This window comes from Paraburkholderia tagetis (assembly GCF_022213065.1).
Lineage (GTDB): Bacteria > Pseudomonadota > Gammaproteobacteria > Burkholderiales > Burkholderiaceae > Paraburkholderia > Paraburkholderia tagetis.
On the sequence record NZ_JAKLJA010000013.1, the window covers coordinates 79194 to 102034 of the forward strand.

A 22841-nucleotide genomic window follows, 5' to 3' on the forward strand; every position below is an offset into this window, starting at 1 on the left:
GGCAAGGGAGACGCCCATGCAAGCCCGCTCACGACATCCGCTGCGGCCCGCTGTCTTTCTCGACAAGGACGGCCCGCTGCTCGAAAACGTGCCCTACAACGTCGATCCGAAAGACATGCGCTTCGCCCCCGGCGCGGCCGAGGCGCTCGCGCTCCTTGGGCGCACGCGCTTGCGTCTGATCGTCGTGAGCAACCAGCGCGGTGTCGCGCTCGGGCATTTCCCGCGCGCGGCGCTCTTGCGCGTGGAAACGCATCTGCGCCGCATGTTCGCCGAGTGCGGGGCCACGCTGGATGCCGCCTACTGGTGCCCGCACGATCCCGAGGGCAGCGTCGCGCCCTACGCGTGCCGGTGCGATTGCCACAAGCCCGAGCCCGGTCTGCTGCTGCGCGCGAGCAGCGAGTACCGCATCGATCTCGAACATAGCTGGATGGTCGGCGACATCCTCGATGACGTGGAGGCCGGCAACCGCGCCGGCTGCCGCGCGATCCTCGCCGATTGCGGCAACGAGAACCAATGGCACAGCGCGCCCGAGCGACAGCCCTACGCGATCGTCGCGAACCTGCACCAGGCCGCGCAGATCATCGTCGAGCGTCACGCAGTCGAAACCCGCCACGCGCGCCACGCGTGCTACGCACAAGCGGTGCGACCATGAACGGGACCGCCTTCGCCATTGCGCCGCGCGACGCGCACGCCCGCGGCCCTCGCGCACACCGCGCATCCGAGCCGTGGAACGGCGAGGTGAAGCGCATCCTCGCCGTGCGTCTGGACCATCTCGGCGACGTGCTCATGACCACGCCGGCGTTGCACGCGCTGCGCTCCGGCACCGGCGCGCGGCACATGACGCGGCACATCACGCTGCTCGCGTCGCCAACCGGTGCGGCCATCGCGCGCCATCTGCCCGACGTGGACGACGTGATCGAATACGACGCCCCGTGGACGAGCGACGCGCGCAGCACGGCCGGGGCCGAGCCCGCCGACGCCGCGCTGCTCGCGCGACTGCGCGCCGGCCGCTTCGACGCGGCGGCCATCTTCACGGTCTACAGCCAGAATCCGCTGCCCGCCGCGACGCTGTGCTTTCTCGCCGGCATCGAGCGCCGCCTCGCACACTGCCGCGAGAATCCCTACGCGCTCCTCACGCACTGGCTGCCCGAGCGCGAGCCGCTTGCCGACGTGCGCCACGAAGTCGAGCGCCAGCTTGCCCTGGTGCGCAGCGTGGGCGCCGAAATCGACGACGACGACGCACGTATGCGCGTGCGCGTGGATCCCTCGGCACGCGCCACGCTCGCCGAGAAGCTGCGCCAACGCGGCGTGGACCCGGCCTGCCACCCGGTGGTCGTGCATCCGGGCGCGAGCGCCGCGTCGCGCCGCTATCCTGCGCCGCTATCCTGCCGCGCTCTATGCCGAAGCGCTCGAATTGCTCGCGCCATTCGTTAGCGATCCTGTTCTTCTGAGTGGCAGCGCGCGCGAATGCGCGCTCACACGCAGCGTGGCGAGCTTCGTGCGCGCGCCTGCGGATACACGGCTCGTCGATCTCGCGGGCACGCTCACGCTGGGCGAATTCATCGCGCTGCTCGATTCGGCATCGCTTTTGATCGCCAATAACAGCGGTCCCGTGCATCTGGCCGCCGCGCTGGGCACGCCGGTGGTCGATCTCTATGCACTCACGAACCCGCAGCACACGCCGTGGATGACGCCGCACCGCGTGCTCTATCGCGACGTGCCATGCCGCTGGTGCTATCGCGCCGACTGCCCCGAAGGCCATCACGCGTGCCTGCGCGGCGTGCCGCCCGGCGATGTCGCGCAGGCCGCGCGCGAGCTGCTCGGGCCAGCGGGCGCCGCGCCGCCCCCATCGTCTTCACCACCCGCACCGCGCTAGCCAACCCGCCGCATTCCGCCAGGGGAGCCCTCATGTACACACTGGGAATCAACGCCGTCTATCACGACAGTGCCGCCGCGCTGGTGCGCGATGGGGTCGTGATCGCCGCCGCCGAGGACGAGCGCTTCACGCACGTCAAGCATGCGAAGCGGCCCGTGCCGTTCTCGACATGGCAACTGCCCTTCGACGCCATCGACGCGTGCCTGAAAGAAGCCGGCATCACGCTCGCGCAGGTCGATCACGTCGCCTACTCGTATGACCCCGCGTGCTTTCCGGACATGCCCGCGCGAACGCCCGAAACCATCGCGCTGCCGCTCGACCCCACGCGCGCGCAGATCGAGTCGAACGCATCGCCCTGGGACCCGCTGTTCCTCGCCTACGTGACGAACGCGAAGGCGCAATTGCTCGATGGCGCGCCCCACCATCTGCGCAAGCGCTTTGCAGGCGTGGACCGGGAACATGGCTTCGCCTGGCACTACGTCGAACACCATCTCGCGCACGAAGCGAGCGCCTTTCTCGCGTGTCCCTTCGACGACACCGCCGTGCTCACCATGGACGGACGCGGCGAAAACGTCACCACGAGCCTCGGCGAATTTCGCAACGGCATCTACAAGCGCCTCACGCAAGTCGAGCTGCCGCATTCGCTCGGCTTGCTCTACGAGGCGGTCACGGGCTGGCTGGGCTTTCTGCACTCATCCGACGAGTACAAGGTCATGGCGCTCGCCTCGTTCGGCGAGCCACGTTATCTCGACGACTTCCGCGAAATCCTCCAGTACCGTGGCGACGGCCACTACACGGTGGCCGACCCGCGTCTCGTCGAGCGCTTCGGCGCGCCGCGCGAGCGCGGCGGTCCGCTGGAACAGCGTCACTTCGACATTGCGGCGTCGCTACAGCGCGCACTCGAAGAGACCGTGCTGAAGATGGCGCAATGGCTGCGCGACGCGACGGATCTCCGGGCGCTTTCCATGGCCGGCGGCGTGGCGCTCAACTGCGTGATGAATTCGGTGTTGCGCGACCATGGCCCGTTCGACGAGGTCTGGGTGCAGCCCGCCGCCGGCGACGCGGGCACCGCGCTCGGCGCCGCGCTGTGGACCGACTACCGGCTGCGCAGCGCTGACTTGCAGCGCACCACGGAGCGCACCACGGAGCGCACCACGGGGCCCGCCGAACGGCGCTGGCGAATGGAGCATGCGTTTCTGGGCCCCGCCTTCGACGACCAGACTATCGAAGACTTCCTGCGCTGGTCGAGAACGCCCTACCGGCGCCTCGACAACGTGGCCGAACAAGCCGCGCAACTGCTCGCCGATGGCAAGGTGATCGGCTGGTATCAGGGCCGCTCGGAATTCGGCCCGCGTGCGCTGGGCGCACGCTCGATTCTCGCCTCGCCCGTGGACGCCGGCATGCAAGCGAAGCTCAACGAGATCAAGGACCGCGAGGACTTCCGCCCGGTTGCGCCCGTGGTGCTCGAAGAGTGCGCCGACCAGTGGTTCGTGAACGCACGGCGCGCGCCGTTCATGCTGTTCGTGTTCGACGTGCAGCCCGACAAGGCGGAGCGCATTCCCGCCGTGCGCCACGTGGACGGCACCGCGCGCGTGCAGACCGTGAATCGCGATCAACACGCGCTCTACTACGACCTGATCGCGGCATTCGGCAAACGCACCGGCGTACCGGTGCTCGTGAACACCTCGTTCAACACACGCGGCGAGCCCATGGTGAATTCCCCGCGCGACGCGCTCGAATCGTTCTGGACCTCGCCGCTCGATGCGCTCGTGATCGGACCGTTTCTCGTGCTCAAGGATGGCGGTAGCGCCGCCACGCAAACCGGAGCCAGGCCATGAAGCCCGCCGACGTCGAACTGCGCGAATCGCGGCCCATCGGCGCGGGCGAGCCTGCGTTCGACGGCTATCCCGGCGCGCTGCTCGCGCATGTGCAGATCACAGTGGTCGTGCCGACCCGCCAGCGCCCGAAGCTGCTCGAACGGTGCTTGGGCGCGCTGTGCGCGCAGGACCTCGAGCCCACCGACTATGAGATCGTGGTTTGCGACGATGGCCCCGACGACGCAACGCGCGCATCGGTCGAGCGCACGGCCGCACTGCACGCGCGGCGCGGCCTTGCGATCCGCTACGCGGCGGTACGCGAAACCCAGGGGCCGGCCGCCGCGCGTAACGCGGGATGGCGCGTGGCGCGCGCGCCCTGCCTCGCCTTCACCGACGACGACACCGTGCCCCAGCCCGGTTGGCTGCGCGCGGGTCTTGCCGCGCTCTCGCGCACGCACGCGCAGGCCGTTGCGGGCCGCATCGTCGTGCCGCTCGACGCGTCGCCCAGCGACTATGAGCGCGATGCGAGCGGCCTCGCGCACGCCGAGTTCGCGACCGCCAACGCCTTCGTGCGGCGCGATGCGCTGGCTGCGGTCGGCGGCTTCGACGAACGCTTCACGAGCGCCTGGCGCGAAGATTCGGATCTGCATTTCGCGCTGATCCGTGCCGGCGCACAGATCGCCCGCGCCGACGACGCCGTGGTCGTGCATCCCGTGCGTCCCGCGCGCTGGGGCGTGAGTCTCGTGCAACAGCGCAAGAGCCGCTTCGAGGCACTGCTGTTTCGCAAGCATCCCGCGCTCTATCGCGAACGGATCGGCGCACGGCCTCCATTGCTCTACTACGCCGTGCTGGCCTGCGTGCTCGCGCTGCTGGTCTCGCTCGCAACGGGCGCGCGCAGCGCCGCGCTCGCCAGCCTCGCCGCGTGGCTCGCGCTCACTGGCGTCTTCTGCGCGCGCCGGCTGCGCACGACGCGCCGCGATCCGAAACACGTACTGGAAATGATCTGGACATCGTTCTGGATTCCTTTCTTTTCCATCTACTGGCGGCTTCACGGGGCCGTCCGCTACCGTGCGTGGTTCCTCTAATGACGACCTTCATCGAAACGCTCTGCCCGCGCCGCATCGTCGTTTTTCGCGCCTTGCAGCTCGGCGACATGCTCTGCTGCGTACCCGCGCTGCGCGCCTTGCGCGCGGCCTGCCCGCACGCGCATATCGCGCTCGTCGGGCTGCCGTGGGCGCGTGCGTTCGCCGCCCGCTATCCGACGCTGCTCGACGAGTTCATCGTCTTCCCGGGCGCGCGCGGCTTTCCCGAGCAGTCCGAGGACGAGCGCAACTTGCCCGCGTTCGTCCATGCGATGCGCGCGCATCATTTCGATCTCGCGATCCAGCTTCATGGCAGCGGCGGCGTGGCGAACGCGCTCGTGCACGCATTCGGCGCCCGCGCGATAGCCGGCTTCAGTCAGCCCGGCGAAACGCCGCCGCCGGGCTGCTTTCTGCCATGGCCAGACGTGTTGCCCGAGCCGCAGCGCTATCTCGCGCTGCTGCACGCGGCAGGCGTCAGGGGCCGGACATTGCGCGACGACGCGCTCTGGTTTCCGCTCGCCGACGAAGACCACGACGCGTGCGCGGCCATCGTGAGCCGCTACAGGCTCGATCCTGCGCGCCTCGTGCTCGTCCATCCCGGCGCGCGGATGCCTTCGCGACGCTGGCCCGCCGATCGCTTCGCCGACGTGGCCGATGCGCTCGCACTCGAAGGCTGGCAGATCGCCGTGACCGGCACCTCACGCGAGCGCACGCTCACCGCGAGCGTACTGGGCGCGATGACGCAGACGGCGCAGCATCTCGCCGGCAACACCTCGCTCGGCGCGCTGGCGGCGCTGGTGAGCATCGCGCGGCTCGTGGTGTGCAACGACACGGGCATCTCGCACGTGGCAGCGGCGCTGCACACGCCCAGCGTGGTGATCGCGTCGGGCAGCGACACGCGGCGCTGGGCGCCGCTCGACCACGAACTTCACCGCGTGATCGCCGACTGGCCCGCCTGCCGGCCCTGCATGTTCCATCGCTGCCCTTATGACCATTCTTGCGCGCTCAATATCGCGAGCAGCGACGTTGCGGCCATCGCGCTCGCGCAACTGGAGCGGCCGGCGCGCGATCCGGTGGACGCCTTTGCGGAGCCCATGAGCGAGCGCAACGGCCAGCGCGCTGAGAGCAGCGAGCGCACTGAGAGCACTGAGAGCACTGGGAGCACTGGGAGCCGCGCGAACGCGCCACAGCGCCACGCCACGAGCCCGCGCCCCGAGAGGAGAATCCCGCCATGCTGATGCGTCACGCGAGGCCGCTACGCGTGCTCACATGGCACGTCCACGGCAATTACCTCTACTACCTCACGCAGGCGCCTCACGAATTCCACGTCGTGACCCGGCCCGGGCGGCCGCCCGGCTATGCGGGGCGCGCGGGCGTGCTGCCGTGGGGCGACAACGTTCACGAGGTGAGCGCAGAAGCAGTCGCCTCGCGCGAATTCGACGTGATCGTCTACCAGCAGCGCAGCCATTGGGAAGCGGATCGCCTGCAACTGCTGAGCGAAGCGCAGCGGCGTCTGCCGCAGATCTATATCGAGCACGACCCGCCGCAGGAAGCGCCCTTTGCGCAGCGCCACTGGGTGGACGATCCCAACGCACTGCTCGTGCACGTGACCTCGTTCAACCAGCTGATGTGGGATAGCGGCACCACGCCCACACGCGTGATCGAGCACGGCGTGCTGGTGCCGGAGCAGGCGCGCTATACGGGTGGAACGCCGCGCGGCATTGTCGTCGTCAATCATCTGCGCGAGCGCGGACGACGCCTCGGCGCGGACATCTTCGACACCGTGCGCCGCGAAGTCCCGCTCGATCTGGCGGGCATGGATGCGCAGAGCCTCGGCGGGATGGGCGAAATCGCCAATCCCGAACTGCCCGCGTTCATGGCGCGCTACCGCTTCTTTTTCAACCCTATCCGCTGGACGAGCCTCGGCCTCGCGATCGTGGAGGCCATGACCGTGGGACTGCCCATCGTCGGACTCGCGACGACGGAGCTGGCGAGCGTGATCCGCGACGGCGAGAACGGCTTTGCCGACACGCGCGTCGAACGCCTCGTTCAGTGCATGCGCACACTCATCGACGAACCCGGGCTGGCGCGCCAGCTTGGCGACGCCGCGCGCCGCACCGCGCGCGAGCGCTTTGGCATCGCGCGCTTCAGCCGCGACTGGGATCTTGCGCTGCGCGAGGTCGCGGCGTGAATCCGGACGTGATTCGGGGCGTGAATCCGGACGTGATCCGGTGCTTGAAGCGCGAGCGCGTCCGGCCTACACGCAAAGGAGCCGACATGGAGAAGGAATCGAACAGCAAACGCATCCTCGTGACCGGAGGTGCGGGCTTTCTGGGCTCGCATCTGTGCGAGCGCCTCGTCGCGCAGGGGCACGACGTATTGTGCGTCGATAACTTCTACACGGGCTCGAAGCGCAACGTGGCGCATCTGCTCGACAACGCCAACTTCGAGATCATGCGGCACGACATCACCTTCCCGCTCTACGTCGAAGTGGACGAAATCTACAACCTCGCTTGCCCGGCCTCGCCGATTCATTACCAGCGCGATCCGGTGCAGACCACCAAGACCAGCGTGCACGGCGCGATCAACATGCTGGGACTCGCCAAGCGCCTGCATGCGAAACTCCTGCAGGCCTCGACGAGCGAAGTCTATGGCGATGCGCGCCGGCATCCGCAGACGGAGGACTATTGGGGGCACGTGAATCCCGTGGGATTGCGCGCATGCTACGACGAGGGCAAGCGTTGCGCCGAGACGCTGTGCATGGATTACCGCCGCCAGCATGGGCTCAATGTGCGCATCGCGAGAATCTTCAACACGTATGGGCCGCGAATGCGTCCGCACGATGGCCGCGTGATCTCGAACTTCGTGACGCAGGCGCTCGCGGGCGATGCGCTCAGTGTTTACGGCGATGGATCGCATACGCGCTGCTTTTGCTTTGTGGATGATCTCGTTGAGGGGCTTGTGCGGTTGATGGCGCTGGATGTGGTGCCGGACGGGCCGGTGAACCTTGGTAATCCTGAGGAAATATCGATGCTCGATGCCGCCCGGCGCGTGATCGCGCTCGCGCAATCGGACTCGGGTGTTGTGTTCATGCCGTTGCCTGTTGATGATCCGTGTCGACGGTGTCCGTCGATAGATAGAGCGCGCGCGCTGTTGGGGTGGGTGCCGTGTACCGGGCTCGATGATGGGCTCAGCGCTACGATCGGTTATTTTCGGCGGCTAGGGGAACGTTTTGATGGGGATTGTTTGCGGGTGGGGGTTGCTTTGTGATTTATTTTTGGTTGTGCGGATGTTTTTCGCGTTTCCTTGTGTTCGTGGTGGCTGTTGTCGCGTTTCCTTGTATTCGCGGTGGCTATTGTCGCGTTTCCTTGTATTCGCGGTGGTCTATTAGCGTTGCCCCTGTGCGGGGCGGCACCTACTTTTCTTTGCAACCGCAAAGAAAAGTAGGCAAAAGAAAGCGGCTCACACCGCTAGTGTGACGCAGTACACCACTCGCCTTTAATCGAAGTGGTTCCGGAGCATCCGTCACCTCGCACCTTTAAACGTAGTGACAAAGGCCCCGCACATCCCGCTGCTCGCTACGCGCGCAGCGGTCGGGTCTGCAGGGGAAACCAAGGGTTCTGCTTGGGCACTCGAAGGCGCAAGCACAGCACCGATCCACAGGCATCCTGACTGTTTTGGATTATGCCCCACGGCGCGCGCAGCGCTGCCGGAGGAATGAGCCCTTTGTCACTCCGAAAAACGGCGCGTGGTGACAGACGCTCCGGAACCGCTCCGATAATGGGCAAGTGGTGTACTGCGTAACACTGGCGGTTTGAGCGGCTTTCTTTTGCCTACTTTTCTTTGCCGCTGCAAAGAAAAGTAGGTGCCGCCCCGCACAGGGGCAACGCTAGCAGACCGACACGAAAACAAGGAAACGCGACAAACAAGGAACCGCGAAAGCGGCCCCAGGCATACCAGTTGCTCACCACCTACATCCAGCAATTCCGGCGGAGGCGCGAGTGCAGCAGCCCGGCTTCTTGAACCCCGACATCAGCATAGTAATGCTCACCCGCAACCGACGCACGGAGGCGATGCGCACGGTGGGCTCGCTGCTGCATCTACCGGAGCGCCCGCAGATCATTGTGATCGACAACGGCTCGACCGACGGCACGCCGCAACTGCTCTCCCATGCCTACCCCGGACTGCGCGTGCTGCGCAGCGCAGCCAATCTAGGCGCTGCCGGGCGCAATGTGGGCGTGTCGCGCGTCGCCACAAACTATGTAGCCTTCAGCGACGACGACACCGACTGGCAGCCCGGCTCCCTCGCGCAAGCGGTCGAACTGCTCGAACGGTATCCGCGCATCGGCGTGCTATCGGCGCGTGTAGTGGTGGGCGACGGACGCACGCTCGACCCCACCTGCGAGCGCATGGCCGCGAGCCCGCTTGGGTCCACCGATCATCCGCTGCGCCGGCTGACCGGATTCATGGCAGGCGCGGCGGTATTTCGTACCGCGCTCTTTCGCGAACTGGGCGGGTATGAGCCGCGGCTTTTTATCGGCGGAGAGGAGGCGCTGCTCGCGCTCGATGTGCTCCAGGCCGGCTACGACATCGCCTATGCGCCCTCGCTCGAGGTCCATCACCGTCCTTCGCTCTCGCGCGACAGCGCTCTGCGCAGGCGCTTGCTGGCGCGTAACGCCGCGCTCGTCGCCTGGCTGCGGCTGCCGCGCGGCGAAGCCATTTCCGCCACATGGCGCGCTTTGCAGAGCGCATGCCGGGGCGCGCGCCCCAGCGAGGATCTGCGCGCGCTCCTGCTCGGCATCGGCTGGGCCGCGCACCAGCGCCGCCCGGTCGCCGCGCGGGTGCTCCGAATGCGCAGGGCCGTGGGCGAAGCCGAGCGCATGCATGCTTTCCCGCCGTCTTGCGACCTGGAGCAAAACTAGATCTCGATGCGCCAGTAGCGCTCCGCACGCGCCACATCGGCCGGGAACGGTCCGAGCGCGCGCAACTGGCTCGGGTACGCGCGAATGGCGCGCCGCTTGATCGCCGCAGCCTGCCGCCCAGGCCACGCGCCAAGCGTGCGTGGCAGCCACGGGCTCGCGCGCAGTCGCGCCGATTCGATGCGCGCCAGCCCTTCGTCGAGCACGCCCGGCATGGCGCGATAGATGGCATCTTCGTAAGCAATGCATTCGGCGATGCACCGCGTGCGCAGCAGCAGCCTGCAAGCCGCGCCCACGCGTTCGTGATCGTGATGCCAGAGCCCGAGCGGGAACACGGGCAGATAATGCCCCTGGCGGCCGATGCGTTCGAGTGCATCGGCCAGCACTTCGGCGATGGCTTCCGGCTCCTCCATCGCGCCGTACTGCGCGTCCAGAAATGCGAGCCGGATGGGCCGCGCGCCGCAACACGCCAGCGCGCATTCGTCCTCGCGGTAGCGCGCGCGCATGGCCTGGTGCGAATCGCGAAAGCCGCTCGCTTCGTCCCATGGCGTTCGCCTCGCGATGGCTGGCTCGCCCGCGAATACCGTGCAGACCACCGAGCCGCCGAACGTCGCGAGCAGGCTGCCGCAGCCGAGCACGGCATCGTCGAGATGCGGCGAGACCACGAAGAGACGCGGCAGGTGGCGCGGCGCGGGCAATGCTCCATCGCGGGCCGCGTGAACCCATGGCGACAGCGGGTACGGCATGCGATCCTCCGCAAGCAAGCGACACGCCCGCTTATTGCAAGCGCCAGGCCCACGAGCGTCAGGCACCGATGCGGCAACCCTTGTTCAACCCATGCATGGCAAGCGCCGCACGCCCCCATTCCGCCGCACGCCGCTTCACGGCTTACGCGTACCTTCTACAACCGCCGTTCGGCCTGCCTCGGACACCATTGCACCGGCTCGCGAAGGGCTAAGCCGAAGACTCGCACGCTCACTTCGCGCGCGGCGGCTCGATGCCTTCATCGGCACGATGCAGCGTTCCAGCCCGCAGCGCCGCCACCGCTTTCGCCACGGCGCGGGCGACGTTCGCCACTTCCTCATGCAAGCGCTCGTCGGCATCGAGCGCGTCGTGCGAGGTGGCATAGGGCGCGTAATACCCCATCATGCGGTCGATGCGCGCGTCGAGGACACACGCCGCGCGCTCGCGGACTGGCTCGACTGGATGGGCTGGATCTGGGCGTCACGAAGTTCGCCCGTCCCGGTCGCGCGATGGCAGCGGCGCGTTCGGTCCTGCTGTATGCCGTTGCTCCAGCAACGTTCGATAGACGTGCACGTAATCGCCAGTCATGCGCGCCGCCGTGAAGCGGCGCTCGAACTCGGCCCGGCAGCGCGAGCGCGATAGCGCCGGCAGGCGTTCGACGGCGCGCACGGCTTCGTCAAGTTCGCTCGCGAGATAGCCGCTCACGCCGTCTTCGAGCACTTCGGGCACCGCGCCACGCCGGTATGCGATTACCGGCGTGCCGCACGCCAGCGCTTCGATCATGACGAGGCCAAACGGCTCGTCCCAGGCGATCGGCATCAGCAGCGCCTCGGCGTGGCTCAGCAGATCGGTGCGCAGCGAGCCGCCCGCCTCGCCGAAATACTCCACGCTCTGCGCATGCCGCGAAAGCAGCGGGCGCATCTGCGCTTCGAACCGCGCGGCGCAATCGACCACGCGCTCCAGTTCGGCCACGTGATGCACGAGCGTGTCCTCCACCTCGCGGTCCTGCCACAGCGGCAGCGGACAGCACGGCACCAGTCTGGCCGAGGTGAGTGAGTTGGCGCTGGCGAAGAGCGTCACGTCATGGCCGCGCTCCACGAGTCCTTCGGTCAGATAGTGGACGATGCGCTCGGTGGCGCCATAGCCCTGCGGCGGCACGCGTTCGTATAGCGGGGCAACCTGGGCAATGCGCATGGGAGGCCTTCGTCCTGTTCGCTCGGTCACTGTCGTGGCTGCACGCGTTATACCTGGATCGCGCCTGGCACGTCCCTGGATCGCACGTGGCTCGTTCCGGATCGTCGCGCCGCCTGGGCATGCGGTATGGGCATTGCGCATCGTGGGTTGCGCGGTGGCCGGCCAGGCAAGCGCAGTAGGGTCAGGAGGTCACGCGCCATGTCCACAATCAGGCACAGCGAGGCCCAGGGAGGCACAATGAAACGCTGCAGCTTCGTACTGGCCGCGTGCGCGGCGCTTGCCCAGGTGAGCGCGGCGGCCCAGACACTCGCCCATCCGCCAACGCCCGGCGCAGCGTCGTCCACCGCGACGACGACGCAGACCACCACTCATGCAAGCTCGACCGAATCGCTTCGTCAAAAGATCGACGACGCGTTCATCACGGCCAAGGCGAAGGCCGCGCTGGTTGGCACAAGCGGCGTGGACTCCAGCAATGTTCACGTGAGCACCGAAACTGGCACCGTGACGTTGAGCGGCGCGATTCCCGATCTCCGCCAGAAGGACGAAGCGGGAAACGTCGTGCGCCGCGTAGACGGCGTCGCGGCAGTGAGGAACGCGCTCGATGTCGATACGGCGCGGCAGTGACGCCACGCACACGACGCGCCGCAAGTCCGGCATCGAAGAATCGCTATGGAGTCCTCCCGATGACGAAGCGCCCCGCTCATTCACCGGCTCACTCGGCTCCATCCGGCGCCGATGACACCGATCCGCACCAGCAACCCGGCTCGCTCGCCGACTGCCGGCGCTGCGACCTCTGGCGTAACGCCACCCAGCCGGTGCCGGGCGCGGGCGGCGCACCGGCCAGGTTGATGCTCGTAGGCGAGCAACCCGGCGACAAGGAAGATCAGGCCGGCCTGCCGTTCGTCGGCCCCGCGGGGCAATTGCTCGACGCCGTGCTCGAAGCGGCGGGCATTGGCCGCGAAATGGTCTACGTGACCAACGCAGTCAAGCATTTCAAATGGGAACTGCGCGGCAAGCGGCGCCTTCACAAGACGCCCGCGCAGCGCGAGGTCGAGGCATGCGCGTACTGGCTCGAGCGCGAACTCGCACACGTCAAGCCGAAGGTGGTGGTCGCGCTCGGCGCCACGGCGTTGCGCGCCGTGCTGCACGATCCGCATGCGCGCCTGAACGCGCATATGGAGCGCACCACGCATGCCGGCGGGCTCGCCGTGCTCGCCACCTGGCACCCGTCTTACGTTCTGCGCGCGCCCGACCCCGACGCCCGCGAGCGCGCCCGCGCGCAGATGGTGGAAGTCCTGCGCCGGGCGCACGCCCTCATGAGCGGCCACTAGCCGCTCACTAGCACAGACACTCAGCGCCCGCGATCGGGCTGCGAAGGCGAGGACACCGCGCCCAGCGTCGACGAAAGGCCGCCATCCCCATACGTTGCAAGGTCGCCAAGCGAGACGATACCGACCAGCTTCTTGTTACGGTCGACGACCGGCAACCGCCGGATCTGGCGCTCGGCCATCTTGTGCTCGGCGACGCTTACGTCCTCGTCCTCGTAGCACCATTCGACGGTGTCGCTCAGCGTTTCCAGCACGGACGCTTCGGGGGCCGCGCCCGCCGAAACGCCACGCACGACGATATCGCGATCGGTCAGCATGCCTACGAGGCGCGTGCCGTCGCATACCGGCAGCGCACCCACGTTGAGGCGATCCATCGCTTGCGCCGCTTCTTGCAGCGAGGCCTCGGGTGTCAGCACTTCGGCGTCACGTGTCATGACTTCTGCGATCGTGGTCATGGTTGCTCCTTCTTCAGTTGGAGGAAATCGGCCTGCACCATGAAACGCGCATCGGCTATGCCAAAGTCCGTGAATCGCCGAGGCTCCAGCCGTGCAGGCCCGGTTGCAAGGCCTACATGTAAGACATGAAATGGGGCGCGCCAGAGCGCTTTTGTCATCGCGCAGTCGGCGCCGCGCGCTCGCCACGGGTGCGGAACGGACCTTGCTATAAAAGGGTGATGGCCCCAATGCCTGGTCGCGTTCACGCGCGCGTTTCGCATTGCCGGCCGTCTCCATGGCCTTCGCAGGAGACGTCCACGATGCCGACCGCTTTCTATGTGGGCGCGCTCGCCTGCGTCATCGCACTCGTCTGGTCGGGCGCGCAGTGGCGCAAGCTCAAGCGCACACCCGCGCTCAACGATTCGAGCCGCCGCAGAGGCCTCGAAGGCGCCAACGTGCAGGCGGGCCCCTACCGGATGTTCTTCCGCTTCGCGCGGGCGACGGCCGGGTCCACCGCGCAAAGCGTGCCCGTCGTTCTCGTGCATGGCCTCGTCGTGTCGAGCCATTACATGGAGCCGCTCGCGCAGATCCTTGCCCGCGACTTCGACGTGTTCGCGCCCGACCTGCCGGGCTTCGGCGAAAGCCGGCTCGCGCGGGCACGCGACGTCCTGAGCATCTCCGGGCTCGCCGACGCGCTGCATCTGTGGCTCGGCGCTTGCGGAATCGAGCGCGCGGCATTCGTCGGCAATTCGTTCGGCTGCCAGGTGCTCGCCGACTTCGCGAGCCGTTATCCGCAGGCCGTCACGCGGCTCGTGCTTCAGGCGCCCACGCCCGATCCGCGCGCGCGTGCGCTGTACCAGCAGGCATGGCGCGCTTTCGTCAACGGGCGGCGCGAGCAGCCTCACTCGCCCATCGCCGTGGGCCGCATCGACTACGCAAAAGCGGGCCTCTGGCGCGCATTCGCGACGATGCGCATGCTGGTGCGCGACCCGTTCAGCGAGCGTCTCGCGCACATTGCGGCGCCCACCCTCGTGGTGGTCGGAACGCGCGATCCCGTTTCGCCGCCGGACTGGGCCGCGCAGGTCGCGCGTCAGCTACCTCACGGCACGCTGTCGATGATCGAAGGCGGCACGCATACGCTCAACTACGCGTCGCCGCATGCGTTCGCCTTCGCCATTGCGCCGTTCCTGAAAGCCGCGCCGGCAAACGCGCAAGCGGAGGCACAGGCAGAGGCCAAGGCAGCCACACAACCTCAGGAGAACCAACGATGAGCAAACCGCCGCCAGGTATCGCCCGTTTCGATTCCGCTGCCGCGATGGCGCAGGCGCTCGCCAGCGCGCTGCACGGCGAACCCTTTGCGAGCCCCAGCCAGTCGCCGATGCTCGATCGGCTCATGCCCGCCATCAACGCGCTGCCGACGCGCCCGCGCGAATGGGCGTACATCGTTGGCGGCATGAGCGAGGGGATCGACCCGGGCGACGCCGGGCGGCTCGACATCGAGCGCATTGCCGGATGGATCACCGGCCTCTATCCGCGCGAGCCCGCGAGCTGCGCCTTCGTGGGATCGTCCAATGGCGCGATGATCCATCTCGCCGCCGCGCTGGGGGCGCCCTGGCTGCCGCAGACTTTCCTGTGCCCGGTGCGCGCCCCCTTTAGCGACCCCGACGACGTCGAGCACAGCTTCAGCGCGAGCCGCCGCATCGTGGACGCAATGCTCGCGGCGGATGGGCGGATTGCCGTGCATCAGATGCACGATCCCAACCAGGACCGGCTGATGTTGCATTCGATCCGCTATTTCCGCGTCAAGCATCGCCGCCTGCCGCTCGCGTACCGCGAGTTCCTGCTGGGCAATCTCGAACGCGGCGCCACGCTGTACGTCGTGGATTGCACGCGCGACTGGCCCGTCACGCGCACCAGCGACCGATCGTATTTTCAGTTCGGCGCGACGGGCGGCGCAACCGAAGACGAGTATCTGCAAGGCGGTGAGCGCGTGCGCGCGCTCCTCCAGCGCGACGGCAGTGCCCGCACTCGCTGGGAGCCGCCGCCAGCGGATATGCGCGTGCCGGAAGCCGAATGGGGGTTCGACGCCGCGCTGTATGCGGAACTCGAAAGACTCGCGGCCGGGATGGACTGGCGCATCGTGACGATCCGCTTCCGCGAGCCCGAGGCGTTGAGCTTCGCGGCCGCACAGGTGTACCGGCGCTGGTACGAGGACGCGGGCATCGAGTCGCGCCATCTGCTCGTCGATTCGTTCTTGCTGATGGACCCGCTCACGACCCTGAGGCTGCACGCAGTGCCGTTCTGGCTGCTGTTCGGCGTCGAACCCTCGGCAGCCGCGTTACAGCGCTTTCTCGAAGACGAACCCGCGTTCGACGAGATCGACATGATGCTGTTTTCGCACGGCGTGCAAAGCATCGGGCTCGCGCCCATCTCGCGCTGGCGCGCGCTGCTCGAACGTGCGGCAACGACAGGACGTTTTGCGGGTGTCGACCCCGCGCGCTATCCGCGCGACTTTGCCACGTTCGTGCGCTTCGGGCAGGCACTCGCGCAACTCGGCCCACAGACGCAGCCGCCGCCCGCGCTCAGCCACGAGCGCTTCGAGACGTGGCTCGCCAAGTATGGTGCGAGAGTCGGCGTGCAATGTGAGGTGCATATGCCTGCGCAGGCCATGCCGCATTGACGACGCCTGGACACCGCATTGACGACGCCTCGACGCCCCATTAACGCTGCATCGAAACACCGCATCGATGCGCCGCGATTGCCCCGTAATTGTCCCTTTATGCAGGCGCGATCCACAGCCCTGCATTACCCGCTCGGTGCTGGCGCGAGCGCTTTGCCGAAGCAGCGCACGCCCTCCATGCTGATGTACTCGCCGAACGGCTCGACCGTCTCGTAGCCGTGCCGCTGGTAGAAGGCCGCGGCACGGCTGTTGGCCTGGCGCGTTTCCAGTATGACGCGGCGGTAACCCATCGACACGGCCACGCCTTCCAGAAATCGCAGAATGACCGATCCCGCCCCGGGCCATTCCGGGCGCCGGTAGATTCGCTTCAGCTCTGCGATTCCGAACGAGTGCCGCCGCAAGGCCCCACAGCCAATGGCATGGCCATCGATGGTGCGCGCGACCACGAATACGCTGCGCGAGCTCTGCACGTCCTCGATGCGGAACCGCGACTGCGCGCCATCCCCGGTATAGAGCGCGAGCGTGGCACTCAACTCGTCGAGCATCGCGCGCGCGTCAAAGGTGCGAGGATTTTCTTCCCTCATCACGACAACCACTGACATGTCGTTCATCTCCGAAGCCCTCCCATTGATCTTGTTACTGAATGAATGTGCAAGGATAGTGCCGCCTCCCCGCGCCTGTTTCCGGTCCAGGCCTTCCCACGGCATGCGGCACGCGGCTTGCGGCGCGGCGGGCAGGGCGCGCATGGAGTGCATGGAGTGCATGGAGTGCATGGAACGCATGGAACGCATGGAGCGCCACTCGGGAGCCTGACGATGACTGAATGGACCAAGGCCGCGAAGCTCGCGGCAGTGCCTGAATCGGGGATGCGGCGCGTCGAGCATGTGGGCGCGCAAGGCCACCACATCGTGCTCGCGCGTTCTGGCGGACGCCTGTACGCGTTCGCCGCCGATTGCCCCCATGCCGGCGCGCCGCTCGAACGGGGCGCGCTCTGCAACGACCGCATCGTCTGCCCGTGGCACAAGTCGGTCTTCGCGCTCGATGGCGGCGCCGTGCTCGAACCGCCCGCGCTCGCGGGGCTGCGCGCGTATCCGGTGAAGACCGAAGGCGCGGACGTCTATGTCGATTTGCAGGCCCCGGCGCCCGCGCCCGGTCTGCGCGAGCGCAACGCGCTGCGCCGCTTCGCCATCGTGGGGGGCGGCGCAGCGGCCGCGGCGGCGGCCGCGACACTGCTCGAAAGCGGCTTTGACGGCGAACTGCATATTTATACTGAGGAATCCGAAGCCCCCTACGATCGCACCTGCCTGAGCAAGTTCGTACCCGCCGGCGAGATGTCGGCCAGCGAAGTCCCGGGCCTGCTGCCCGATTTGTGGGCGCGCAGTCCACGCCTGCAAATGGAGCACGTGGCGGTCGCGAAGCTCGATACCCAGCTCAGGCAGATCACGCTCCCGAACGGCCGCGAAGCATCGTTCGACGCGGTCCTGATCGCGAGCGGATCGGTGCCGCAACGCCTCGAAATTCCCGGCGCGGATCTCGGCCGCGTCTTTACCTTGCGCAACGTGCGCGACGCCCAGGCGATCTTCGATGCGCTCTCGCCAGGCGAGCATGCCGTGATGATCGGCGATAGCTTCATCTCGCTCGAAACCGCCTCGGCGCTACGCAAACGCGACGTGCGCGTGAGCATCGTCTCGCGCACCGGCGTGCCGTTGAGCCGCGCGATTGGCGCACGCATGGGCGTGCTGTTTCGCGACTGGCACGAGGCGCATGGCGTGGAGTTTCATCGCGCCACCGCCGTGCGCTTCGAGGGCGAGTCCGACGTGCAGGCCGTGCAGCTCGACAACGGCTCGACGCTGCCCGCGCAGGCGGTGATCGTCGGCGTGGGCGTGCGCCCGGCCACGCAGTTCGTCGATGGGCTTGCGCTCGACGCGGACGGCGGCGTGAGCGTCGATGCCTCCATGCGCGCCGCGCCCGGCATCTATGCGGCGGGCGACATCGCGCGCTTTGCGCTGCGCGACGGTTCGGGCGTGCCGCGAACCGTGCGCATCGAGCACTGGCGCATGGCCCAGCAGCACGCGCGCGTGGCCGCGCTGAACATGCTCGGACACGAGGCGCGCTACGAGGGCGTGCCCTACTTCTGGACAGTGCATTACGGCAAGCGCATCGACGCGCTGGGACTCGCCACGCAATGGGACGACATCACCGTCTCGGGCACCCTCGCCGATGAACGCTTCTGCGCCGTCTATTCGCGTCTTGGCCGCGTGCAGGCCGTGCTCGCGTGCGGCTACGAGCGCGAAACGGCGCGGTTGATCGAGCAGATGCGCGAACCGGTCGCAACGGAAATCGCGCACGCCTTGCTGGGCTGCCGATGAGCCGCGCCTGGGTCCGGCCTCAGGTCCTGCCTTCGTCTTCGTCTTGGCCTTCGTCCTCGTTCGCGCCCTCTTGCGCATCTTCGTCTTCGTCCGCGCCTTCCTGCACATCTTCTTCGATTTCGTCCGGCAGCACGTCGCTGTCGGGGCGTAGCGACTCGTCGCCATCGGCGGACGCGCGCTCACCGGTGCCGCTGCTGTCGGTATCGCTCTGGGCTTCGTCCGGGCCGGCTTCCAGCGCGTGATTGTCCAGCTCCGTGTCGCGGTCGAAGTCGTGGCGCTTCGCGCCCACCCTGTCGCTGCCCGAATCGGACGAGTCGCCCGGGCCCAACGACTCGGTGTCGTGGCCTGGCGCGGCAGGTTGTTGTGACGGGTCGTTGTCGGGGTCCAGCGTGCTGTTCATGTTTGTCCTCCTTTGACAAGGCGCGGTTAGCCGGGCGCTGCGCGCAGGGGCGAAGCGCGGCGCCGCGCCCACTCATTGCAGCAGGCCGCGTGCCTCTGCGAACCGCCTTTGCGAACCGCAACTCGCGCCCAAGCGCGGAACGCGCGATGCGGCTCATTCATATCGCAACTGTGTACATGTATAGGAGGCCTGAATGCGAAACGCCGAGCGCAACCGTGCCGCGCATTGGCACGCTGCCCGGCTATCACGTCGAGGTGCGCGCCTATGTGGATGTCCCGGAACGCGACGGCAAACACACCGACGTCATCGTGAGCCTGGAGCCGCAAGGCCCGGTTCGCTCAGACAAAGATGAGGGAGGAACGCAATGAGGATTGAATTCACGAATCGCCGTCACGCCGTTTCAGCTTCACGCGTTGCATTCGAAGCCAGGGTCGACGGCCGCGCGGTATGGTGCAGCGTATCGCTCGATGCACTCAACGACCGCTTTGGCAATTCGGGCGTCTCGGCTCATGCGCTGGTGAGCACGTTCGACGCCAACCGCCCGACAATCGAGCGTGCGGCGCGTGAGGTACTCGAGAAAAACTCCGCGCAATCCGTGGAGCTCGAAACTCGCGACTTCGAATAGCCATCAGGTAGAGCCCGCGAGATCGCCGTCGGCGCCCCTTTCATCAGACCAGAGGGCGGCCGAGGAATTGTTCGAAACCTGATCGTTACGGACAGCGTGCGTCGGCGGCGTGACTCCTATACTGCCCTTTAAAGGCGGCTATAACGCGTGACTGTTCTTCATATGTTTGATAGCTGCTGTTAGTGATCCTGATCATTGGCTACGATATGCGCGCATCGAGCGGGCTGTTGCAGCTATCTACCTTCGGAGCGTTCCCTTGTCCAACGTAGCGCGCCGAGATGCCCTTGATTCAACCGTGTGCCCTCGTTGCGGAGCCCAACTCAACGGGCCTGTGAAATTCTGTCCCGCGTGTGGCGCGAATTCGCTGGCCGCGGGCTTGCACGAAGCCGCCGCGCATCTCTCGGGCACGCCGTATTACGCCTTCGCCTGCGCCGCCGCCTTTGCACTCGTGCTTGCCGCTTTGGGGCTTTCGCTGCGCCATGAAGAGGAAAGCGCACCTAAAGTCGTGGCCGTACAAGTACCCATGGAGCTGCACGTGTTCGCCGTCCCTGCCGGCAAGCCGGACGACATCGAACAACCGCTGCTTGCAGCGATACTGCATGACCGTCCGTTGGCGGAGCAATTCCATGCCGCACACGCGCCTGGCGCCGAGCATGACGCCGCTTTGCAAGGCGCACCTGGCGACACGCCCACACCCGGCATAAGCGCGCGTAACCGCGCAGCCGACAGTCTGCGCCATGCGCGCTGGAATCTCGACAAGCACAACCTTTCGCAAGCGCACAAACACATCGCAGCGGCGCTTGCCGCACAGCCCGGCAATCGTAAGGCGCAGCGAATACGCGCAGAACTGGTTTCGCGAGAACACGAGCGTGGATACCTGCTTGCCTACGCCCGGCTATGCGCACGCGAAGGACAGTGGACTTGCGCGAGGGATAACGCTGCGTACGCTCTGCGTGTCGATGCATCGAGCCGCACCGCAAGGAAGCTGCTCTCACGCGCCATCGCGGCGCAGTTGGCCGACGCCGGGAAGAACGATAATCCGCCATCGTCTGTCGCTTATAGCACTCACTAAGTTGCCCCCTTACGGCCGGCGCGCCAAATGCTCGTACTGGATGGCGCGGTATTGGGCGTCGGAGGTCTGACGATGAGCGACGATCAGGACTTGGGCATCAGGGTGGCGGCGTACCTCAACGCTCGCCGCGGCCAGTTGACACGACACTGGCTGCGCGCGGTTCGCAAACAGATTCGCGTCAAGCCGATCACCCGTGAGGCCGTTGTCGGCCTGATCGATCAACTGCCGCAGATCTTCGAAGAACTGTGCGTCATGCTGCGCTCGGACGGACCTTCGCACGCTGCGGAGACACGGCTCGAACATGACGCCCGCCAGCATGCGCAAGAACGCTGGCGACAGGGGTTTGCGCTCGATGAGTTATATGTCGAGCTAGAACTATTGCATCGGTGCGTTCAGGCTTCGGTGAGGGAATACTTTGTGAGCGCACCGCCGCCCGAGGGGCAGGCCGGCATTCACGAAGCGATCGAAGCGTTTTTCGGCGATGCAACCCGGACAGTCATCGAGCAATTCCAGTCCCAGGCGGATCGGCGCGTGCGCGATGCGCTCGGCGAGCGTGACAGGGCCCTCGCCGCGCAGCGCCGCAGTGAGGAGCGACTACGCATCGCCACCGAGGCAGCCGGTATTGGCATCTTCGAATGGGACCCCCAAACCGACGGTGCCGTCTGGGAAAACGACCGGATGTTCGAGATCACCGGTCAACTCGCCCAGGCCGGGCCGCTCGGCGCACGACAGTTCTCGGACCTCCTCGTGAACCCGGACGATCTGGCGGGGTTGTACGAAGCGCTCGATGCGGCGTCGGCCGGGCGCCGGGAGATGCATGCCAGTTTCGAAATGCGCAAACTGCGGACGCGGGAACACCGCCATGTGGAAATCTCCGCGCGCTTTCTGCCCGACTCGACCGGGACCAGGCAGGTGGTGGTGGGAACCCTGGCCGACATTACCGACCGCGTGCAGGTCGAAGAAAAGCTGAAGGAGGCAGACCGGCGCAAGGACGTATTTCTCGCAACCCTGGCGCACGAGTTGCGCAACCCGCTCGCCCCTATCCTGAACGCGGCGAGCTTTCTCCGGCGGCGCAACATCTCGGCGTTGCAGTTGCGCTGGCTGCAGGGTGTCGTCGAGCGCCAGGCGAAGCACCTGGCCGCGCTGATCGATGACCTGCTCGATCTTTCGCGTATTTCGGCGGGGAAAATCCGCCTGCGCAAGGAAGTGTTCGACATCAGGGCCGCCATTGAGCGCGCGATCGAAATCAACGCACCGGCAGCGGCCCGTCATGGCCACCGGCTGGAAATCGACGGAATTGCGCACAGCCTGCCGATATTCATCCGCGGCGACCCCACGCGCCTCACACAGGTATTGGCAAACCTGCTGGACAACGCCACCAAGTACACCGCCGACGGCGGACACATCCGGCTAAGCCTCGAAGAGACCGACGGGGAGGTACGCGTGTGCGTGGAGGACAACGGCATCGGGATGGAACCGCACACGATCCCTGCGATGTTCGAAATGTTCGAGCAGGCCACGGAAGACACCACGGCAGGAAAATCCGGGCTGGGAATCGGCCTTTCGGTGGCCAGGTCGCTGGTGGCGATGCATGGTGGAACGCTCGACGCAACCAGCGAGGGGCGCGGCAAAGGCAGCCAGTTTGTGGTCACGCTGCCCGTCTGCGACAAACCCGCCACCGGCACCACGGCGCCGTCCCGGCCCGCCGACGACGGGCCCTGCGCGCGTCTTCGCGTGCTGATCGTGGACGACAACTACGACGCCGCGAGTTCGCTGGCAGCAGTACTGGATGGACATGACGTCCACACGGCAAACCGCGGGAAAGACGCACTCGAAATGGTGGACGAGCTTCGGCCCCACGTCGTCATTCTCGACCTCGACTTGCCGGATATCAGCGGCTACGAAGTCGCGACACGACTTTCCGGGCGTAAGGGTGAGGACGATGCGAACACGCTACCGGTGCTCATCGCGCTGACGGGGTACGGGCTGCCGGACGATATCGAGCGAACGCGGCAGGCGGGATTTGACCGCCATATCGTCAAGCCCGCGCGCCCCGAGGAAATCGCGGAGTTGCTGGATGAGCTTGGAAAAAAGGCATTGATCAGATGACGACATCCGGCCAGGGGCGAATGCCACGCCGGTTGTGCTCAACCCATTGGATCGCTTGCTGTTTGGCAAGCGCCGCCATTTCGTCGGGTGTGCCCCGAACCTGGAGGTCGCCGCTCGAGCAACGTTCGAAACTCATGAGTTTCGAACGCATTCGGGCGCGGACTATGCGCCTTATCGTGATCGAATCGCGGG

23 protein-coding genes and 1 pseudogene are annotated in these 22841 nt (G+C 66.8%); 17 read left to right on the forward strand and 7 right to left on the reverse strand.

Annotated features, from left to right (window positions below):
* The first annotated feature begins 16 nt into the window (after positions 1–16).
* The 8 genes and pseudogenes from L5014_RS17375 to L5014_RS17410 all read left to right on the forward strand — a co-directional run bounded on the left by L5014_RS17375 (position 17) and on the right by L5014_RS17410 (position 9697).
* On the forward strand, positions 17–652 hold the full coding sequence (locus tag L5014_RS17375; protein ID WP_238464971.1) for a D-glycero-alpha-D-manno-heptose-1,7-bisphosphate 7-phosphatase: 636 nt from the start codon (positions 17–19) through the stop codon (positions 650–652).
* A gap of 86 nt (positions 653–738) precedes the next feature.
* A pseudogene (locus L5014_RS38805) lies at positions 739–1708 on the forward strand (glycosyltransferase family 9 protein); the annotation flags it as partial.
* Positions 1709–1908: 200 nt separating this feature from the next.
* Complete coding sequence (locus L5014_RS17385; RefSeq protein ID WP_238464972.1) at positions 1909–3714, forward strand: carbamoyltransferase family protein; 1806 nt, start codon at positions 1909–1911, stop codon at positions 3712–3714.
* Positions 3711–4778, forward strand: coding sequence for a glycosyltransferase family 2 protein (locus L5014_RS17390; protein WP_238464973.1), 1068 nt, complete (start codon positions 3711–3713; stop codon positions 4776–4778). Before L5014_RS17385 ends, L5014_RS17390 begins: the two co-directional genes overlap by 4 nt.
* Positions 4778–6013, forward strand: a complete 1236-nt coding sequence (locus tag L5014_RS17395) for a glycosyltransferase family 9 protein (RefSeq protein ID WP_238464974.1) — start codon at positions 4778–4780, stop codon at positions 6011–6013. The genes L5014_RS17390 and L5014_RS17395 overlap by 1 nt, the downstream gene beginning before the upstream one ends.
* Positions 6013–6966 (forward strand): glycosyltransferase family 4 protein, encoded by a 954-nt coding sequence (locus tag L5014_RS17400; RefSeq protein ID WP_420800088.1) that lies wholly within the window; start codon positions 6013–6015, stop codon positions 6964–6966. Before L5014_RS17395 ends, L5014_RS17400 begins: the two co-directional genes overlap by 1 nt.
* An 86-nt stretch (positions 6967–7052) precedes the next feature.
* The gene (locus tag L5014_RS17405; RefSeq protein WP_238464975.1) at positions 7053–8045 is read left to right on the forward strand and encodes a UDP-glucuronic acid decarboxylase family protein; all 993 of its coding nucleotides are present in this window, start codon (positions 7053–7055) and stop codon (positions 8043–8045) included.
* 731 nt (positions 8046–8776) lie between these two features.
* Positions 8777–9697: a glycosyltransferase family 2 protein gene (locus tag L5014_RS17410; RefSeq protein ID WP_338019298.1), complete on the forward strand. Its 921-nt coding sequence runs from the start codon at positions 8777–8779 to the stop codon at positions 9695–9697.
* On the opposite strand, the gene L5014_RS17415 is transcribed toward L5014_RS17410, so the two are convergent.
* The 3 genes from L5014_RS17415 to L5014_RS17425 all read right to left on the reverse strand — a co-directional run bounded on the left by L5014_RS17415 (position 9694) and on the right by L5014_RS17425 (position 11632).
* Positions 9694–10440, reverse strand: coding sequence for a PIG-L deacetylase family protein (locus L5014_RS17415; protein WP_238464977.1), 747 nt, complete (start codon positions 10438–10440; stop codon positions 9694–9696). The two genes, L5014_RS17410 and L5014_RS17415, sit on opposite strands and share 4 nt — an antisense overlap.
* 229 nt (positions 10441–10669) lie before the next feature.
* Entirely contained in the window at positions 10670–10843 is a 174-nt protein-coding gene (locus L5014_RS17420; protein ID WP_338019299.1) for a hypothetical protein, read from the reverse strand.
* Positions 10844–10918: 75 nt separating this feature from the next.
* The gene (locus tag L5014_RS17425; RefSeq protein WP_238464978.1) at positions 10919–11632 is read right to left on the reverse strand and encodes a glycosyltransferase; all 714 of its coding nucleotides are present in this window, start codon (positions 11630–11632) and stop codon (positions 10919–10921) included.
* Positions 11633–11869: 237 nt separating this feature from the next.
* On the opposite strand from L5014_RS17425, the gene L5014_RS17430 reads away from it, so the two are divergent.
* Both L5014_RS17430 and L5014_RS17435 read left to right on the forward strand, forming a co-directional pair.
* Complete coding sequence (locus L5014_RS17430; protein ID WP_238464979.1) at positions 11870–12256, forward strand: BON domain-containing protein; 387 nt, start codon at positions 11870–11872, stop codon at positions 12254–12256.
* A 59-nt stretch (positions 12257–12315) separates the two neighbouring features.
* The gene (locus L5014_RS17435) at positions 12316–12963 is read left to right on the forward strand and encodes a UdgX family uracil-DNA binding protein (RefSeq protein WP_238464980.1); all 648 of its coding nucleotides are present in this window, start codon (positions 12316–12318) and stop codon (positions 12961–12963) included.
* A 20-nt stretch (positions 12964–12983) separates the two neighbouring features.
* On the opposite strand, the gene L5014_RS17440 is transcribed toward L5014_RS17435, so the two are convergent.
* On the reverse strand, positions 12984–13415 hold the full coding sequence (locus tag L5014_RS17440) for a CBS domain-containing protein (RefSeq protein ID WP_238464981.1): 432 nt from the start codon (positions 13413–13415) through the stop codon (positions 12984–12986).
* Positions 13416–13714: 299 nt separating this feature from the next.
* Between L5014_RS17440 and L5014_RS17445 the strand changes: the two genes are divergently transcribed.
* A complete protein-coding gene (locus L5014_RS17445) occupies positions 13715–14665 on the forward strand; it encodes an alpha/beta fold hydrolase (protein ID WP_238464982.1) in 951 nt (316 codons plus the stop codon).
* Complete coding sequence (locus L5014_RS17450; RefSeq protein ID WP_238464983.1) at positions 14662–16074, forward strand: hypothetical protein; 1413 nt, start codon at positions 14662–14664, stop codon at positions 16072–16074. The genes L5014_RS17445 and L5014_RS17450 overlap by 4 nt, the downstream gene beginning before the upstream one ends.
* Before the next feature lie 125 nt (positions 16075–16199).
* On the opposite strand, the gene L5014_RS17455 is transcribed toward L5014_RS17450, so the two are convergent.
* Complete coding sequence (locus L5014_RS17455; protein WP_238464984.1) at positions 16200–16865, reverse strand: GNAT family N-acetyltransferase; 666 nt, start codon at positions 16863–16865, stop codon at positions 16200–16202.
* Between the two features lie 24 nt (positions 16866–16889).
* Here L5014_RS17455 and L5014_RS17460 point away from each other — a divergent pair, with 24 nt between their 5' ends.
* Positions 16890–18443, forward strand: coding sequence for an FAD-dependent oxidoreductase (locus tag L5014_RS17460; protein WP_238464985.1), 1554 nt, complete (start codon positions 16890–16892; stop codon positions 18441–18443).
* A 19-nt stretch (positions 18444–18462) separates the two neighbouring features.
* On the opposite strand, the gene L5014_RS17465 is transcribed toward L5014_RS17460, so the two are convergent.
* Positions 18463–18843, reverse strand: coding sequence for a chemotaxis protein (locus L5014_RS17465; protein WP_238464986.1), 381 nt, complete (start codon positions 18841–18843; stop codon positions 18463–18465).
* 176 nt (positions 18844–19019) lie between these two features.
* Between L5014_RS17465 and L5014_RS17470 the strand changes: the two genes are divergently transcribed.
* The 4 genes from L5014_RS17470 (at position 19020) to L5014_RS17485 (ending at position 22649) form a co-directional block, all read left to right on the forward strand.
* Positions 19020–19211 (forward strand): hypothetical protein, encoded by a 192-nt coding sequence (locus L5014_RS17470; protein ID WP_238464987.1) that lies wholly within the window; start codon positions 19020–19022, stop codon positions 19209–19211.
* Positions 19208–19468, forward strand: a complete 261-nt coding sequence (locus tag L5014_RS17475) for a DUF1488 family protein (RefSeq protein ID WP_238464988.1) — start codon at positions 19208–19210, stop codon at positions 19466–19468. Before L5014_RS17470 ends, L5014_RS17475 begins: the two co-directional genes overlap by 4 nt.
* A 295-nt stretch (positions 19469–19763) precedes the next feature.
* Positions 19764–20540, forward strand: coding sequence for a zinc ribbon domain-containing protein (locus L5014_RS17480; RefSeq protein ID WP_420800089.1), 777 nt, complete (start codon positions 19764–19766; stop codon positions 20538–20540).
* Between the two features lie 72 nt (positions 20541–20612).
* Positions 20613–22649, forward strand: a complete 2037-nt coding sequence (locus L5014_RS17485; protein ID WP_238464990.1) for a hybrid sensor histidine kinase/response regulator — start codon at positions 20613–20615, stop codon at positions 22647–22649.
* Here L5014_RS17485 and L5014_RS17490 read toward each other — a convergent pair.
* Positions 22642–22785 (reverse strand): hypothetical protein, encoded by a 144-nt coding sequence (locus tag L5014_RS17490; RefSeq protein ID WP_238464991.1) that lies wholly within the window; start codon positions 22783–22785, stop codon positions 22642–22644. The genes L5014_RS17485 and L5014_RS17490 overlap by 8 nt on opposite strands.
* Between the last annotated feature and the right edge of the window lie 56 nt (positions 22786–22841).